Here is a 15708-nt window from a genome sequence, read left to right as displayed (position 1 = left end):
CTTGAGTAGTCTACTCGGCAGGGAGGCCACACCCAAAAGGATCTCTACTGCTCCTCGAACAGGCTCGTCACCGAGCCGTCCTCGAAGACCTCACGGACCGCGTTGGCGATCGTCGGCGCGATCGACAGGACCGTGATCTTGTCGAGCTCCAGCTCGCCCGGGGTCGGCAGGGTGTCCGTGAAGATGAACTCGCTGACCTTGGAGTTCTTCAGACGGTCGGCCGCCGGGCCGGAGAGCACGCCGTGCGTGGCCGTGACGATGACGTCCTCCGCGCCGTGCGCGAAGAGGGCGTCGGCGGCGGCGCAGATCGTGCCACCGGTGTCGATCATGTCGTCGACGAGGACACAGACGCGGCCCTTCACGTCACCGACGACCTCGTGGACGGTGACCTGGTTGGCGACGTCCTTGTCACGGCGCTTGTGCACGATCGCCAGCGGGGCGTCCAGGCGGTCGCACCAGCGGTCGGCGACGCGCACCCGGCCGGCGTCCGGGGAGACGACGGTGAGCTTCGACTTGTCGACCTTCGCCCCCACGTAGTCCGCCAGGATCGGCAGCGCGAAGAGGTGGTCGACCGGGCCGTCGAAGAAGCCCTGGATCTGGTCGGTGTGCAGGTCGACCGTGAGGATCCGGTCGGCGCCCGCCGTCTTCATCAGATCGGCGATCAGACGCGCCGAGATCGGTTCACGTCCACGGTGCTTCTTGTCCTGCCGCGCGTAACCGTAGAAGGGCACGATCACGGTGATGCTCCGCGCGGAGGCCCGCTTCAGAGCGTCGATCATGATCAACTGCTCCATGATCCACTTGTTGATGGGAGCCGTGTGGCTCTGCATCAGGAAGCAGTCGGCGCCGCGCGCGGACTCCTGGTAGCGGACGTAGATCTCACCGTTGGCGAAGTCGAAGGCCTTCGTCGGGACGACCCCGACACCCAGCTTGTGGGCGACCTCCTCGGCAAGCTCGGGGTGGGCGCGGCCGGAGAAGAACATCATCTTCTTCTCGCCGGTCGTCTTGAACCCGGTCACAGCACTGTCTCCTCAGAGGTGTCTCAGCTGGGGCATGAGCAGGCTTCTCAACTGGAGCGCGAGAAGCCTTCTCAGCTGGGGGTGCGGGTACGCATTTATGCGGGTGTGCACTTATCACGGTACGCCGTGTCAGACGCACCTGATTCCGGTCAGGCTTCGTCCTCCGGCTCCCGGGAGGCCGCCTCCGCCGCCTTCGCGGCCGCGCTTCCGGGACGCTTGCGGGCCACCCAGCCCTCGATATTCCGCTGCTGGCCACGGGCCACGGCCAGCGAACCGGGTGGTACGTCCTTGGTGATCACGGAGCCCGCCGCGGTGTACGCGCCGTCCCCGACCGTGACAGGAGCCACAAACATGTTGTCCGAACCGGTACGGCAGTGGGAGCCCACGGTGGTGTGGTGCTTCTCCTGTCCGTCGTAGTTCACGAAGACGCTCGCCGCACCGATGTTCGAGTACTCGCCGATCGTCGCGTCGCCCACGTAGGACAGGTGCGGGATCTTGGTGCCCTCGCCGATCGTGGCGTTCTTCGTCTCCACGTACGTGCCGATCTTGGCCTTCAGACCGAGGCGCGTGCCCGGACGGAGGTACGCGAACGGGCCCACGGACGCCTGCGGCCCGACCTCGGCGCCGTTGGCGACGGTGTTGTCGACGCGGGCCCCCGCGCCCACCGTGGTGTCCTTGAGGCGGGAGTTGGGGCCGACCTCGGCGCCCTCGGCGAGGTGTGTGGCGCCCTGGAGCTGGGTGCCCGGGTGGACGATCGCGTCCTGCTCGAAGGTGACGGTGACGTCGATCCAGGTCGAGGCGGGGTCGATGACGGTCACTCCGGCGAGCATGGCCTCGGTGAGCAGCCGGTCGTTGAGGATGCGGCGGGCCTCGGCGAGCTGGACGCGGTTGTTGATACCGGCGATCTCGCGGTGGTCGCCGGCGACGGCCGCCCCGACCCGGTGCCCGGCCTCGCGCAGGATCCCGAGGACGTCGGTCAGGTACTCCTCACCCTGACTGTTGTCCGTCCGCACCTTCCCGAGCGCGTCCGCGAGGAGCTGCCCGTCGAAGGCGAAGACCCCGGAGTTGATCTCACGGATCGCGCGCTGCGACTCGTTCGCGTCCTTGTGCTCGACGATCGCGGTGACCGCGCCGCTGGCGCCGTCCCGCACGATGCGGCCGTAGCCGGTGGCGTCGGGGACCTCGGCGGTGAGCACGGTGACGGCGTTGCCGTCGGAGGTGTGGGTGGCGGCGAGCTGCCGCAGGGTCTCGCCGCTGAGCAGCGGGGTGTCGCCGCAGACCACGACGACCGTGCCGTCGACGACGCCGCCCAGCTCCTCCAGGCCCATCCGTACGGCGTGGCCGGTGCCGTTCTGTTCGGCCTGTACGGCCGTCCGTACGCCGGGGTCGATCTCGGCGAGGTGCGAGGTGACCTTCTCGCGGGCGTGCCCCACCACGACGACCAGGTTCTCGGGCTCCAACGCGCGCGCGGCCGCGAGCACATGGCCGACCAGGGAGCGGCCGCACAGTTCGTGCAGGACCTTGGGTGTGGCCGACTTCATACGGGTGCCCTCACCCGCTGCGAGAACGACGACGGCTGCCGGAGGATTGACGCTCACGGATATGCCCTTCGGCTTCGGATGGCTGGGGTGTGGACATCCGCAGGATACCGGGGCGTTTCAGGGGGGACATGAGAGCGGGCCCTGACAATGCTGTCAGGGCCCGAGCTGCGCAGCTCCGCCGCTAGGACTCGAACCTAGACCGAACACCTCCAAAGGGTGCCGTGCTGCCAATTACACTACGGCGGATTGCTGCGTCAGACCTTACCTGAGCCGCGCCGCGGCGTCGGTGGTAATCCCCTTCCACCAGCCATCGATACGACAGTACAACTCGGCACTCTGCAGGACTCTGATGACGAGGCAGCCGTGGTAGTTGCTGCCGGTGTTCTTGCGGACCGTCTTCGGATTGTGCTTCTTCAGCGTCGGCTTCTGAAAGGCCGAGACGTCGACGCCGACCAGGTCGGCCCAGTAGCGCTGTGCGGCATCCACGTCGGCGGATTCGTGGATCAGCACTGTGTACCGGAGCCGATCCCCAGTGACCTTGAGAAGGCCGAGCCAGGCCAGGTAGGTCTGGATCACTCCTGGGTCGCTGTTGACGAAAATCACGCGCTCGCGACGGGCGTACGGCTTGCTCTTTGAGCCTTCGGCCCAGTAGAGCGCGACTCCGGCGATGAACAGCTCCCGGTCCGACAGTCGGCCGATCTCCGCGGCTGCCGTCTGTTTGGTTGCTTCGCGTTCTCGGTCCTGGGCTGCGCGCAGATGCGCGAGCCCCTCGTTCATGAGGGCTCGCTGTTCCTCCGGTGTGTAGCGCGGTTCGGGCTTCGGCAGATCCCGTACCCACAGCGAGATCGAACCCTTCGAGCAGCCCAGCTCGACCTGGATCTGGTCGTACGTCCAGCCCTGGAGCCGTAGCTCGCGGGCCTTGTCGCGGAGGTCGTCCTTCGCGTTCGGGCGTTTGGTCCACTCCGGAGGCGGCTCGCCCTCCAGGAGGCGGTTGAGGATGTCGTTGTTGTCGACGTGGAGGCGGTCTCGGATCTGGCGACGGCTGAGTCCCGCCCGGCGCAGCGTGATCGCTCGTTCGCGCAAGCCGTCGAAATCCGCGTACTTGTTCTGTGGATGTGCCATGGGCATACCGTCCGGGCGGAATGGGATCTTCCGGGGGTGAACGGTGAGGGAATCAGCAGTTCGAGGGATACCGGTGGGTTTCGCTTCTGTTCGATTGCGCAGAGTGGTGTAGGCCAGGAGGTGAAAGTCACCGGAAATGGGGCGGGGTGCGAACGTAGGCTGGACGCATGACCACGACGGGGGAAGAGCACACCGCGGCCGGTACCGGGCCGTGGTGGTGGGTCAGATGGCGTAGTGCCGTGTTGGACGCGAGCCTCGCGTCGGTGTCGGCGGTGGAGTGCGCGATCGAGGGGATTCCGTTCGCACGCGACGCGGGCCTGCCGGTTGCGGTGGGCGTGGCGTTCGGGCTGGTCGCCGGCTCCGTGCTGCTGTTGCGTCGCCGCTGGCCGATCGCGGTCGTGCTGGTGTCGATCGCCATCACGCCCGCCCAGATGGGGTTCCTGATGGGACTCGTCGGGCTGTACACGCTCGCCGCGTCCGAGCTGCCGCGCCGGATGATCGGGGCCCTCGCGGGGATGTCCTTCGCGGGGATGCTGATCGTCACGTTCGTGCGGGCGCACCAGGGCATGGTGCGCGGGGACGTGACGATGGGGGACTGGTTCGTTCCGTTCGTCTCCATCGCGACCGCGATCGGGATGACCGCGCCGCCCGTCCTGCTCGGGCTGTACGTGGGGGCGCGGCGGCGGCTGATGGAGAGCCTGCGGGAGCGGGCGGACTCGTTGGAGCGGGAGTTGCAGCTGCTCGCCGAGCGGGCCGAGGAGCGGGCGGAGTGGGCGCGCAACGAGGAGCGGACGCGGATCGCGCGGGAGATGCACGACGTGGTGGCGCACCGGGTGTCGTTGATGGTGGTGCACGCGGCGGCGCTGCAGGCGGTGGCGCGGAAGGATCCCGAGAAGGCCGTGAAGAACGCCGCGCTGGTGGGGGACATGGGGCGGCAGGCGTTGACGGAGTTGCGCGAGATGCTGGGTGTGCTGCGTACGGGGGACGGGTTGTCGTCCGTGCGGGTGCGGGCGGTGCCGTTGGCGGCCGTGGGGGTGGCGGCCGCGGCGGCGGCCTCGCGGGCGGTCGACGACGGGGGCGAGGGGCCGAGTCTTGCCGAGCTGGACGAGTTGGTCGGGCAGTCGGCGGCTGCGGGGATGGTGGTGGATCTCTCGGTGGAGGGTGACACCCGGGGGTACGCGGCGGAGATCGAGCAGACGGCGTACCGGGTGGTTCAGGAGGCGCTGACCAACGTGCACAAGCATGCGGCGGGGGCGAAGACGTATGTTCGGCTCGCTCATCGGGACGCGGAGATCGCGATGCAGGTCGAGAACGAGTGTCCGCCGGAGCCGGGGTCGGCGTCGGCCATGCATCTGCCCAGTGGTGGTAACGGCCTGGTGGGTATGAAGGAGCGGGTTGCCGCGCTGGGGGGAGTGTTCGTGTCCGGGCCGACGGATTCGGGTGGGTTCCGGGTGTCGGCGGTGATCCCGGCGTAGGCCCTTCGGGGGGCGCGGTTGTTGGCTGCGGGTGGGTGGGGGCTTGGCGCGCAGTTCCCCGCGCCCCTGGGGGCGGGGCTGCGCCCCCCGCCGCAGCGGGCTGATCGAGCCTTGCTTTCAGACGCCGGACGCGCTGGAGGCTTTTAGGGGCGCGGGGAACTGCGCGACCAGCCCCCACCGGTCCGCAGCGGAAGAACCCTCCCGGGGGCCGTCAGCCCGCGGTCAGGCGGACCGGGGCGATGCCGGCCAGGAGGGTGTTGAGGGCGGTGTCGATCTCGGGGCCCAGGTACCAGTCGCCGGTGTGGTCGAGTGCGTAGACGCGGCCCTCGGAGTCGATGGCGAGCAGGGCGCGGGAGTCGGACTCCTCGCCGAGGGGGCAGACCTCGGTGTCCAGGGCGCGGCCGAGGTCGCCGAGGGTGCGGGCCATGTGGAGGCCGTGCAGGGGGTCGAAGTGGAGCGCGGTCGGCGCCAGCTGGCGGCCGGGTCCGGAGGGCTTCACGCGCAGTCCGCCGAATTCCGCCCATGCCTCCACGGCCGCGGGGAACACGGCGTGCCGGTGCCCCGCGGTCGACTCGTGGCCCCGCAGCGCGTCGGCCCAGTACTCGGCCTGCTTTATGTCCCAGCGCCCGGGTTGCCACCCGGCGGAGCGCAGCGCGGCGTCCACGGGTACGGAGAAGCGTGTGGAGGAGGAGCGGTCGGCGTGCATCTGCCCTTCGTTCGTCGAGGGTCGGGTCATCGGCGCGCTGGCGGGGGCGCCGTCGTACGTACGTGTGCGGGGCTGGGGGAGTTCAGGAGCCGCCGGTCGTCGCCGTCGGGTCGACGACGCGGACGCCGAAGTGGTCGCTGAGCGCCGTGCAGGCGCGGCAGGGTGCGGCGAAGCTGCCGTGCAGCGGGTCGCCGTCCTCGCGGATCCGGCGTGCGGTGAGTTTGGCCTGTTTGAGGGCCTTGCGTGCCTCGCCGTTGGTCATCGGCTTGCGGATGGCGCGTTTGCTGCGGGTGGCGTCGACGGTGGCGATGTGCCGGGAGATGAGGATCGCCTCGGCGCAGCGGCCGGTGAAGCGGTCGCGTTGCGCGCTGGTGAGGGTGTCGAGGAAGTCCTGGACCAGCGGGTGAAGGGCGGGCGGCTGGTCGCCGCGGGCGGCGGTGCCGGTGAGGGTGGCGCCGCGTACGGAGAGGGCGGCGGCGACGGTGGGAAGTATGCCGTCGCGGCGGTGCAGGAGGGTGGGTGCGTGGGCTGCCTCGGCACTGCTCCAGCCGACGCGCGGGTCCCCGGACGTGCCCGTATGTGTCGCGTTCATGATCGTTCTTCCCTCCCGTGCATCCCCCGATGCGGCTACAGACTGCCAAATGGCGTGGCGGGTGCGGTAGCTGGGGCGCGCGACACGCCCGGGCTTCGTCATACCGTCACGGCGGGGTGACGGCAGGTCACGGAACCGGAGGCCCGGTGACCGGTGTCTTCCAACCGCATAGGCTGTCGATATCCGCGATCCAAACAGCTATTGAGAACGCCGCAGGGGGCAATCGCCATGACGACAGGTCGGCTCGGGCAGCAAGCCGCGCCGCCGAACGCGGCCTACGCCGGGCAGGTCGTGCATTTCCCGGATCCGGTCCGGGCCGCTCGCCACCCCAGGGGTGTGCGGGTCGACGCGCACGGCTACCCCGACTTCTCGCCGTACGCGCGTGCCGCCGCGGAGATCGCCGAACCTCCGGAGGGTTTCGGCGTGGACGAACTGCGGTTGACGGACTACGTGTCGGCGAACGCCGCGCTCGCCACCACGGGGCACGACCTGTGGGACACGATTCCGCCCGTGGCCACTCCGCATGGCTGGACCTGGCACCACGTGCGGGGCACGCGGCGCCTGGAGCTCGTCCCCGTGGAGGTCAAGGCGCTGTTGCGGCATCACGGCGGTATCGCGACGGCGGCCGTCGATCACGGCAAGCGGGGGACGCGTCCGTTGCAGGACACGCGGCCCGCGCACTTCGGGCTGCCGAAGTCGTCGGTCGCGGTGAGCGAGCAGCAGGTGCTCGGGGTCGAGGAGGATCTCGGTTATCGGCTGCCGGGTGCCTATCGGTCCTTCCTGAAGGCCGCGGGCGGGTGCGCGCCGGTCGGTGCCGCGCTCGACGCGGAGCTGGGTCTGCTGGTGGACCAGCCGTTCTTCACGGTGCGCGAGGAGGCCGCCGTGAACGACCTCGTCTACATCAACAAGTGCCTGCGCGACCATCTGACCAAGGACTACCTGTGCGTCGGATTCGTGCAGGGCGGCCTGCTCGCCGTCAAGGTGAAGGGTGACGCGATCGGGTCGGTCTGGTTCTGCGCGTACGACGATGCCCGCGACCAGGACGCCTGGCCGCCGGCCGAGCGTGTGCAGCGGCTGTTGCTGCCCTGCGGCGCCGACTTCGACCAGTTCCTGTCCCGACTCGCGGGCAATCCGCCGGAGTTGGCGACGGTGGCGAACCTGATGGTGGACGGTGGCTTCGCGCGCGCCGTTCCCGTCTCTTCCCTGGGGGAGTGAACGTCCGATGGTGACCTTCGCGCAGGCGCAGGAGCGCGCGGAAGAGTGGATCAACGGCGAGGTGCCCGGGTACCAGCACCGTGAGGTGCGGGTGCGGGAGTTCGAACTCGGGTTCGTGGTGTGGGCCGAGGACCGCGTCGACGGTCCGCGTTCCGACGGGGGCGCGCAGCGGCTCGTCATCGCGCGGGACAGCGGGGAGGCGACGCTCTGGCCCGGGCTGCCGGTCGGTGAGGTGATCCGCCGGTACGAGGAGGAGTACGGGGTGCCGCAGGCGGCCCCGGAAGCGGCTCCGGCGCCTTTGGCCCGGGTCGATCTGAACCAGACGTCGTTCTTGCTGAGTCCTCCGGAGTGGTTGCAGGAGGCGGCGGACAAGCTGGGCATTGCGGATCGGCGGGCGGGCGCGACGGCCGGCGGCGCCCATGGCGCGGGTACCGGGGCCGCCCTCGGTGCGGGTTCCCACGCGGGTTCCGGTGCGGGTGCACACGACGGTTCCCATGCCAACGGGGCTTCCGCGGCTGGTGGTTCGACGACGCCTTCGCCCTCATCTCCCCCTGCACCCCCCTCTCACCCTTCTCCCCCCTCTCACTCATCTCCCCCTTCGCCCTCTTCCCCTTCGGACGCGCCGTCGTGGCCCGCCGCCGCGGCCGGTGACGAGCGGGACGCGGGTCCGCGGGATGCCGTGGGGGTGCCGGGCGTGCCCGCTTCGGCGACTCCGTGGGCGGGGACGGACACCGCCGGGGACGGGGGCGAGGACCGTTCCGTGCCGCTGCCTGCGACCGTGTTCGCGCCGCCGCTGACCGACGTCGACGACAAGGCGGGTCCGGGGGTGCCGCCCGGTGTGACCCCGGACGCCAAGACGGCTCTGATGTCCGGCGGCAGTCAACTCCCGCGCACGGCGCAGGCGCCCGCGGTCGACGACCGCACGGCCCCGCCGGCGTACGGCTACCCACAGGCAGGCCCGGGTGCGCCGGGCCTGCCGGGCACGCCGCCTCCGGGTGCGCCGGTTCCTGGCGTTCCGGCTCCCGGTCGTCCGCAGGGCACGCCTCCTTCTGGACCGCCGGCCGCGTACGGCTACCCGCAGGGGCCCGGTGGTGCTCCCGGGACGCCTCCTCCTCCCCCGCCGCCTCCCGGTGGTCCGCAGGGCACGCCCCCGCCCGGTGCGCCTGGTTACGGGTACCCGCAGGGGCAGCCTCCCGTCGCGCCGCCGCGGCCGCTGCCGCCGAACGCCGGTGACATCGCCGACGCCGCGACCAGCAAGGCGCAGGCGCCGCCGAGGGGCGCGCGGGGCGGTGGCGTGAGCACGCCGCCTCCGCCGAGCGCCCCGGGCGTACCGGGTGCGCGGCCGGGGAGTACCCCGCCGCCTCCGCCCCCGCCGCCGTCGTCCGGGCCCGGTGCTCCGGGCACCCCGGCGGGCGGGTACGTACCGACGCAGCTCGTCTCGCAGCTCGGCCCGAACGGGCCCGGAGTTCCTGGTGCGCCTGCCGCCCCCGGCGCTCCGCAGCCTCCGGGTGGTACGCCTCAGCCTCCGGGCGGTACGCCTCCCGGGGGTGTCCATCACGCCGCGACCATGCTGGCGGGTCCGCCCGCGGGCGGACCCGGCGCGCCTCAGCCTCCGGGTACGCCCGGTGCGCCTGGTGTGCCCGGTGCTCCGCAGTCTCCGGGCACCCCGCCCCCGGGCGGTGTCCACCACGCCGCCACCATGCTGGCCGGCCCTCCGGCCGGTCCTCCGGTCGCCGGTCCCGGCGTACCGCCGCCCCCGCAGGCCCCCGGCATGCCTCCGGGCGCGCCGCAGCCGATGCCGGGACAACCCATGCCCGGTCAGCCGATGCCGGGACAGCCGATGCCCGGACCGCCCATGCCCGGTCAGCCGATGCCCGGTCAGGCGATGCCGCCGGGGCAGCAGGCTCCGGCGTACGGCTACCCGCAGGCCGGTCAGCCGACCGTCGGGCCGGGGTATCAGGCCGTACTGCGCTACCGCGCGCAGGACGGTTCCGAGCAGCAGTTGATCCGGCGCTCCGCGCCGGGGACCCCGCACCCGGAGTGGCAGATCCTGCACGAGCTGCGCGCGATGAACGTGCCGCCGCAGCAAGTGCTGGAGTTGCACACGGAGTTGGAGTCGTGCGAGCTGCCGGGCGCGTACTGCGCGCGGATGATCCGGGAGAGCTGGCCGCAGGCGCGGATCACCAGCATCGCGCCGTACGGCACGGATCACGCGAGCCGTCAGCAGGGCATGCACCAGCTCCTCGCGCACCAGGGCGAGTTGCACCAGGTGGCGGACGGTCCCGCGCGTCCGGCGCCGGTGCGCGCGCCGATTCCGCCGGTGCAGCCCGCACCGCCGGTTCCGCCGGAGGCGATCGGGCAGGAGCTGGCGGCGGCGTTCGGGCCGGGTCTGTTCCGGTTCGACCAGGCCGCAGTGTCGCGGCAGGGTGTGCCGAACATCGTGGCGCACACGCTGGTGGTGGCCGGACTGCCGGTCGACATGGGCCCGTTCTTCTGGGCGCAGGCGCAGCCCGGCCGTCCGGTGCCGACGCTCGCCGAGCTGGCGCAGGAGCGTGGGGTGCAGCCGGCCGCGGACGCGGGCTCGTACCTTGTCATGGGCAGTGACTTCGGCAAGGCGATCTGTGTCCAGTACGGCACCGCGAACATCGTGGCCGTGCCGGTGGAGGCGGGCCCGGGCGGTGCCTCGGTGCCGCCGCAGTTCGTGAACACGGGGCTGCCCGAGTTCGCGCGCTGTCTGGCCCTGCTCGGCCGGATGTGGCGGCTGCGGTTCGGGCTCAACCAGGAGCAGGCGGGCCGCTGGACCGTCGACTTCCAGGCGCAGCTCGCCTCGCTCGACCCGGCGGCGCTCGGCTCGCCGGAGAGCTGGTGGTCGGTGCTGTTGGAGCAGATGTGGGACGGCTTGCTGTGATGCGGCGCTGAGCGTCCGTCAGGGAGCCGAAAAGGGTTGGACCCGGTCGTACGACCGGGTCCAACCCTTTTTTTACGTGGCTGACCGCTACGAATGCGCGGAGTGTCGCGTTATGAACACTTACGCCTGATCCACCAAGATGTGCGCCAAATCGTGTTGTACGTCGCACAGTGGAGAGGGGTCCGGGGATGAGCAGCGCATCGGTGTCGCCGCACGGCTTCGTGGCCGTACGGGGGCGCGGTTACCGTCCCGAGCAGGTCGACGCGTACTTCGCCGCGCTCTCGCAGGTCCGCGACGCCGCCTGGGAACGGGCCGCCCGGCTGACCGTCCTGGCCAAGGAGATGGACGCGGAGGTCGGGCGGCTGCGGGAGGTCGTGGCGCGGCTGGCCCCGCAGATGTACGAGACGCTCGGCGAGCGTGCCTGCCGGATTCGCGAGCTCGGCGAGGAGGAGGCCGCGGCGGTGCGCGAGAACGCGCGGAGCGCGGCCCGGCTGGCTGTCGAGGAGGCCGAGGCGGAGGGGCGGCGGATGCGTGAGGCGGCGCAGGCGTACGCCGACGAGTTGCGCGGCGAGGCCGAGGAGTGCGCCCGGCACCGTCTCCTCGCCGCCCGCGCCGAGGCCGACGAGATGCGGATCGCCGCCCGTCGCGCGGTCAAGGAGGGTCGGGGGGAGACGCTGGCGGCGCTGCGCGAGGTGCGGCAGCGCGCCGAGGGCCTCCTCGACGAGCAGGAGAAGGAGCACGCCGAGCGCTGGGCGGAGGTGGAGCGAGCGGAGGCGGAGCGGGCGGCCGCGCTCGACGCGCACCAGATGGAGCGGGAGGTGCGCGCCGAGGCCGCGGTGGCCGAGGCCGAGCGTGCTGTGGCCGAGGCCGAGGAATTCGCCCGGCACGGGCAGGAGGACGCGACGGCGCGGGCCGCCGAGGTGTTGGCCGGGGCTCGTGTTCGTGAGGAGCGGATCGTTCGGGAGACGGAGCGGGTGCTGCGTGAGCACGGTGAGCGGTGGGATGACGTACGGGCGCAGATGGATCAGGTGCGTACGAGTCTCATGACGCTGACCGGGCGGGCACCGGTGGAGTAGCGCCGCCCCTCACGGCGTTCTCCGTACCGCCCCCGCCAGGATCCACCCCTCCACCGCCTCGTACTGTCTGCGCTGTTCCTCGGCCTTGCGGCGCCCGGAGATCACCGTCCCCAGCCACCCGTAGGCGAAGCCCAGGGGAATGGACACGAGGCCGGTGGTGGTGAACGGGAACCAGTTGAAGTCGGCCTCGGGGAAGGCCGAAGTGGGGGAGCCGGAGACCAGGTTGGTGCCGGTCATGAGGATCAGGACGGTCAGCGTTCCGCCGATGAGGGTGCACAGGAGGCCCGTGCGGGTGTAGCGGCGCCAGAAGAGGCCGTAGACCAGCGCGGGCGCTATGGCCGAGGCGCCCAGGCAGAACGACAGCGTGACCAGGGGTTGCAGGCTGCGGTGCTGGACGAGGGTGGCGAGCAGGATCGCCGGTGCGCCGACCGCGAGCGCCGAGACGCGGGCGAGGGTCATCTCGCGGCGCGGGGACAGCTCCCGGATCCGCCCGGCGAACACGTCGTGGGCGAGGGAGTTGGCGCAGGCGAGGATCATCCCGGCGACCGAGGCGAGGAGCGTGAGGAAGATCGCCGTCGTCACGGTCGTGAAGAGGAGGGTCTCGGCCGTCGAGACGTCCGGTCCGAACGCGGCCCTGGATCCCAGCAGGTACGCCGTGTTGCCCTGCGGGTCGGCGGCCGCGATCACGGACCGTCCGATCAGCGCCGTGGCACCGAAGCCGACGACCGTGATGACCAGGACGAAGACGGCCACGCAGGGCACCGCCCAGGACATCGAGCGGCGGACCTGGCGGGCGCTGTTCGCGGTGTACATGCGCATGGTGATGTGCGGCAGGCATGCGCCGCCGAGAACCACGGTCAGCTCGGAACTGATCATGTCGATACGGGGGTCGGGGCCGCCCGCGAACTGCAGGCCGGAGTGCAGGAAGGCGGTTCCGACGCCGCTGTTGCGGGCGGCGGTGTCGAACAGGGCCCCGGGGTCCCAGCCGAAGCGCTGCAGGATGAGGGCGGAGACCACGGTGCCGGAGCCGAGCAGCATCACGATCTTCAGGATCTGGATGAGGGCGGTGCCCTTCATGCCGCCGATCGCCGCGTAGCTGATCATCAGTGTGCCGAGGCCGATGATGCAGCCGGTCTTGAGGGAGTCGCTGGAGAAGCCGAGGATGAAGGCCAGCAGATCGCCCGCGCCCGCGAGCTGGACCAGCATCAGCGGCAGCAGGGCGACGAGGGTCGCGGCGCAGGCCGTGATGCGTACCGCGCGCCCCGGCATCCGTCGTGCGAGCGCGTCGCCCATGGTGAACCGGCCCGCGTTGCGCAGCGGTTCGGCCAGCAGGAACATCAGCAGCATCAGCGACAGGGCGGTGCTGAGGGCGAGGACGACACCGTCGTACCCGGCGAGGGCGATGACGCCGCCGGTGCCGAGGACGGTCGCGGCGGAGATGTAGTCCCCGGCGATGGCGAGGCCGTTGCGCATCGGCGACAGGGAGCCGTAGCCCGTGTAGAACTCGTCGAGGTCGTCGCGGTCCGGCCCGGTCATCACGCACAGCAGCAGCGTGATCGTGGCGACGGCCGTGAACGCCACCAGTGACATGGCCCGCGCGGAACTGCTGAACCCGACCATACTCGTCAGGGCGGTCATCTCGGACACCTGGCTCATCGGGCCGCCTCCCGCTTCGCGTCCAGCTGGGTCTGCCGGCGGATCCGGTCCGCGATCGGGTCGACGCGCCGGCGCGCGGTGTACTCGTACAGCCCGATCGCCAGGCAGGTCACCGGCACCTGGAGCAGGCCGAGCAGCAGTCCGGTCGGCAGTCCGCCGGAGACTTCGCTCGCCATCAGACCCGGCGCGAACGCCGACAGGAGGAGGAAGAGGGTGAAGTAGCCGAGCGCGGTGAGCGTCGCGACCCGCCGTTGCCGGCGATAGGCACCGCGCAGGACGCGGATGTCGCTGTGCCGGCCGAGTGCGCGGTGACGCGGTTGCCGCCTTCTCTCGGGTTCGGGTGGCTGGGGCTGCGGTTGCCAGGGATAGGTGAGGTGCGAGGGCGACGTGTGGTGGGGGAACGGGTGCGGGGACGGGTGCGGCGGTGGGTGGAGCGGGTCGTACGGCGGCTGGAGCCGCCGCTGGTACTCGGGGGACGAGAACGCGTCTTGCATCCCGTGATCTCCTTGCGTGGCTCGGGCCCGGTGCGGACCGCAGGGAGTTGGGGGGTGGGCGAGGCACGCACGCTACTCGCAGGTAGCCGCGATGCGTGGGGCTTTCACCGAACTGAGCGGTCGGTATGCGCTTACTTCGGCGACCTGGGGTGTTACCCGCCTTTACATCGGGAGTTCACCAACAGTTCCACTCCGGACCTGCCACCCAGGGAGGCCGGCTCTCCTCAGTCCCCGGGATTCCTGATGACCGGAAAGCGCCGCGGTGCCACGAACAGCAGGACCAGGAAGGCGAGTGCGGCGGCGCCCGCCGCACCCAGGTAGACGGCGTGGACCGCGTCGGCGACCGCGTGGCGCACATGTTCGCCGGGCGCGCCCGAGTCCAGCGCCCGCGTCACCGCGTCCAGGTCCCCGGCGCCGCCGAGCCGCGCGGCCAGCACCCCGTTGGCGATCGCGCCGAACAGGGTCGCTCCGATGGTCTGCCCGGTCTGGCGGCAGAAGAGGACCGACGCCGTCGTCGTGCCGCGTTCCTCCCAGCCGACCGTCGACTGGACGCCGATGATCAGGGGGAGTTGGAAGAGGCCCAGGGCGCCGCCCAGCAGGAGCATCAGCAGAGCCGGCTGCCAGGGCTCGCCGGGATAGGGCAGGAAGGGGAAGGCGAGCAGGATCAGGGTCGCGGCGGCGATGCCGAGCATCGCGGTGTTGCGGAAGCCGATCCGCCCGTAGACGTGCTGGCTGAACGCCGCCGACACCGGCCAGCTCAACGTCCACACGGAGAGCACGAATCCGGCGGCGACGGGCGCGAGGCCCAGGACCGCCTGCGCGTACGTGGGCAGGAACACCGTGGGGGCGACCATGAGCAACCCCAGTGCGCCGAGCGCCAGATTGACGGCCGCGATCGTGCGGCGCCGCCACACCCACCCGGGGATGATCGGCTCGGCCGCCCGGCGTTCGATCACGACCACGGCACCGATCAGCGCGAGTCCCGTACCGAACAGGGCGAGCGACGGGGCCGACAGCCAGTCCCAGGCGACTCCACCCTGCACCAGCGCGGTGAGCAGCACACCGCCGCAGGCGAAGACGGCCAGCGCGCCCGCCCAGTCGATCCGGGGGCGGCGGCCGGAGGACTCCCGCACCGGCTCGTGCAGATGGCGGACGATCAGCCACAGCGCCAGCGCGCCGATCGGCAGGTTGATGAGGAAGATCCAGCGCCAGTCGGCGTACGCGGCGAGAACCCCGCCCAGGGAGGGGCCCGCGATCGCCGAGGTCGCCCACACCGTGGACAGCTTGGCCTGGATCTTGGGGCGCTCCTTGAGCGGGTAGAGGTCCGCGGCGAGCGTCTGCACCGTGCCCTGCAACGCGCCGCCGCCCAGGCCCTGCACGATCCGGAAGGCGATGAGCGCGGCCATGTTCCAGGCGGTGGCGCACAGCAGCGAGCCGAGGAGGAAGACGGCGGCGCCCGCGACGAGGACCGGCTTGCGGCCGAAGGTGTCGGACAGCTTCCCGTACACCGGCAGGGTGACCGTCACCGCGAGCAGATAGCCCGAGAACAGCCAGGAGAAGACGGAGAAGCCGCCGAGGTCGCCGACGATCTGCGGTACGGCCGTGGAGACGATGGTGGAGTCGAGCGCGGCCAGCGCCATGGAGAGCATCAGGGCGGCGACGACGGCACCCCTGCGGCTGCGCGAGGCCGCTGGCTGTCCCGTCGCCGCGGCCCGTATTCCGGTGTCCCCCTGGCCCACTGGAGCGCCTCCCCGGATCGGTTCCCCCTGCAACTGTCCGCCGTCCCCCACCATCTCACTTGACCTTCACGTAGCGGGAGGGTGGACGCTGACTGGGACCGAGGGTGGAGGTAACCCCGAGAGGGACTCCACCGAAGGGTGGACTGCCCCTAGGGGTCTCTCCCC

The 15708-nt window shown here is 71.3% G+C and carries 12 protein-coding genes and 1 tRNA gene; 4 read left to right on the top strand and 9 right to left on the bottom strand.

Features of this window, described 5'->3' with window-relative positions:
* Nucleotides 1-44: 44 nt before the first annotated feature.
* From AQJ27_RS32345 to AQJ27_RS32330, 4 genes are all read right to left on the bottom strand, one after another.
* Nucleotides 45-1019 carry a ribose-phosphate diphosphokinase gene (locus tag AQJ27_RS32345; RefSeq protein WP_054233019.1) on the bottom strand — a complete coding sequence of 325 codons (975 nt, stop codon included), beginning with the start codon at nucleotides 1017-1019 and terminating at the stop codon, nucleotides 45-47.
* Nucleotides 1020-1168: 149 nt separating this feature from the next.
* Nucleotides 1169-2617, bottom strand: a complete 1449-nt coding sequence (glmU, locus tag AQJ27_RS32340) for a bifunctional UDP-N-acetylglucosamine diphosphorylase/glucosamine-1-phosphate N-acetyltransferase GlmU (RefSeq protein WP_079065413.1) — start codon at nucleotides 2615-2617, stop codon at nucleotides 1169-1171.
* Between the two features lie 116 nt (nucleotides 2618-2733).
* A tRNA-Gln gene (locus AQJ27_RS32335) sits at nucleotides 2734-2806 on the bottom strand.
* A gap of 15 nt (nucleotides 2807-2821) precedes the next feature.
* On the bottom strand, nucleotides 2822-3682 hold the full coding sequence (locus tag AQJ27_RS32330; protein WP_067376211.1) for a hypothetical protein: 861 nt from the start codon (nucleotides 3680-3682) through the stop codon (nucleotides 2822-2824).
* A gap of 167 nt (nucleotides 3683-3849) precedes the next feature.
* Here AQJ27_RS32330 and AQJ27_RS32325 point away from each other — a divergent pair, with 167 nt between their 5' ends.
* A complete protein-coding gene (locus AQJ27_RS32325; protein WP_067376209.1) occupies nucleotides 3850-5157 on the top strand; it encodes a sensor histidine kinase in 1308 nt (435 codons plus the stop codon).
* A 211-nt stretch (nucleotides 5158-5368) separates the two neighbouring features.
* On the opposite strand, the gene AQJ27_RS32320 is transcribed toward AQJ27_RS32325, so the two are convergent.
* Together AQJ27_RS32320 and AQJ27_RS32315 are read right to left on the bottom strand one after the other, a co-directional pair.
* Nucleotides 5369-5863: an SUKH-3 domain-containing protein gene (locus AQJ27_RS32320; protein WP_067376207.1), complete on the bottom strand. Its 495-nt coding sequence runs from the start codon at nucleotides 5861-5863 to the stop codon at nucleotides 5369-5371.
* An 82-nt stretch (nucleotides 5864-5945) separates the two neighbouring features.
* Nucleotides 5946-6455, bottom strand: coding sequence for a YwqJ-related putative deaminase (locus AQJ27_RS32315; protein WP_067376205.1), 510 nt, complete (start codon nucleotides 6453-6455; stop codon nucleotides 5946-5948).
* A 228-nt stretch (nucleotides 6456-6683) separates the two neighbouring features.
* Here AQJ27_RS32315 and AQJ27_RS32310 point away from each other — a divergent pair, with 228 nt between their 5' ends.
* From AQJ27_RS32310 to AQJ27_RS32300, 3 genes are all read left to right on the top strand, one after another.
* Nucleotides 6684-7670, top strand: coding sequence for an SMI1/KNR4 family protein (locus AQJ27_RS32310; protein ID WP_067376203.1), 987 nt, complete (start codon nucleotides 6684-6686; stop codon nucleotides 7668-7670).
* Between the two features lie 7 nt (nucleotides 7671-7677).
* Nucleotides 7678-10578, top strand: coding sequence for an SUKH-4 family immunity protein (locus AQJ27_RS32305; protein ID WP_067376201.1), 2901 nt, complete (start codon nucleotides 7678-7680; stop codon nucleotides 10576-10578).
* Between the two features lie 188 nt (nucleotides 10579-10766).
* Entirely contained in the window at nucleotides 10767-11654 is an 888-nt protein-coding gene (locus tag AQJ27_RS32300) for a cellulose-binding protein (RefSeq protein ID WP_067376199.1), read from the top strand.
* Between the two features lie 9 nt (nucleotides 11655-11663).
* Here the strand turns inward: AQJ27_RS32300 and AQJ27_RS32295 are convergent, their stop codons facing one another.
* From AQJ27_RS32295 to AQJ27_RS32285, 3 genes are all read right to left on the bottom strand, one after another.
* Nucleotides 11664-13274, bottom strand: coding sequence for a sodium/solute symporter (locus AQJ27_RS32295; protein ID WP_067376537.1), 1611 nt, complete (start codon nucleotides 13272-13274; stop codon nucleotides 11664-11666).
* 32 nt (nucleotides 13275-13306) lie between these two features.
* Nucleotides 13307-13804, bottom strand: a complete 498-nt coding sequence (locus AQJ27_RS32290) for a DUF485 domain-containing protein (protein WP_067376197.1) — start codon at nucleotides 13802-13804, stop codon at nucleotides 13307-13309.
* Between the two features lie 224 nt (nucleotides 13805-14028).
* The gene (locus AQJ27_RS32285) at nucleotides 14029-15543 is read right to left on the bottom strand and encodes an MFS transporter (RefSeq protein ID WP_067376195.1); all 1515 of its coding nucleotides are present in this window, start codon (nucleotides 15541-15543) and stop codon (nucleotides 14029-14031) included.
* Nucleotides 15544-15708 lie beyond the last annotated feature (165 nt).

Source organism: Streptomyces olivochromogenes, from assembly GCF_001514115.1.
GTDB lineage: Bacteria > Actinomycetota > Actinomycetes > Streptomycetales > Streptomycetaceae > Streptomyces > Streptomyces olivochromogenes.
This window is presented reverse-complemented; position numbering and strand designations above follow the sequence as displayed.

Bases quoted from the DNA above. Each gene is read 5' to 3' on its own strand.
- AQJ27_RS32320 (WP_067376207.1), bottom strand. From the start codon at position 5,863: ATGCACGCCGACCGCTCCTCCTCCACACGCTTCTCCGTACCCGTGGAC.
- AQJ27_RS32290 (WP_067376197.1), bottom strand. From the start codon at position 13,804: ATGCAAGACGCGTTCTCGTCCCCCGAGTACCAGCGGCGGCTCCAGCCG.
- AQJ27_RS32315 (WP_067376205.1), bottom strand. From the start codon at position 6,455: ATGAACGCGACACATACGGGCACGTCCGGGGACCCGCGCGTCGGCTGG.
- AQJ27_RS32310 (WP_067376203.1), top strand. From the start codon at position 6,684: ATGACGACAGGTCGGCTCGGGCAGCAAGCCGCGCCGCCGAACGCGGCC.
- AQJ27_RS32300 (WP_067376199.1), top strand. From the start codon at position 10,767: ATGAGCAGCGCATCGGTGTCGCCGCACGGCTTCGTGGCCGTACGGGGG.
- AQJ27_RS32295 (WP_067376537.1), bottom strand. From the start codon at position 13,274: ATGGTCGGGTTCAGCAGTTCCGCGCGGGCCATGTCACTGGTGGCGTTC.
- AQJ27_RS32305 (WP_067376201.1), top strand. From the start codon at position 7,678: ATGGTGACCTTCGCGCAGGCGCAGGAGCGCGCGGAAGAGTGGATCAAC.
- AQJ27_RS32330 (WP_067376211.1), bottom strand. From the start codon at position 3,682: ATGGCACATCCACAGAACAAGTACGCGGATTTCGACGGCTTGCGCGAA.
- AQJ27_RS32325 (WP_067376209.1), top strand. From the start codon at position 3,850: ATGACCACGACGGGGGAAGAGCACACCGCGGCCGGTACCGGGCCGTGG.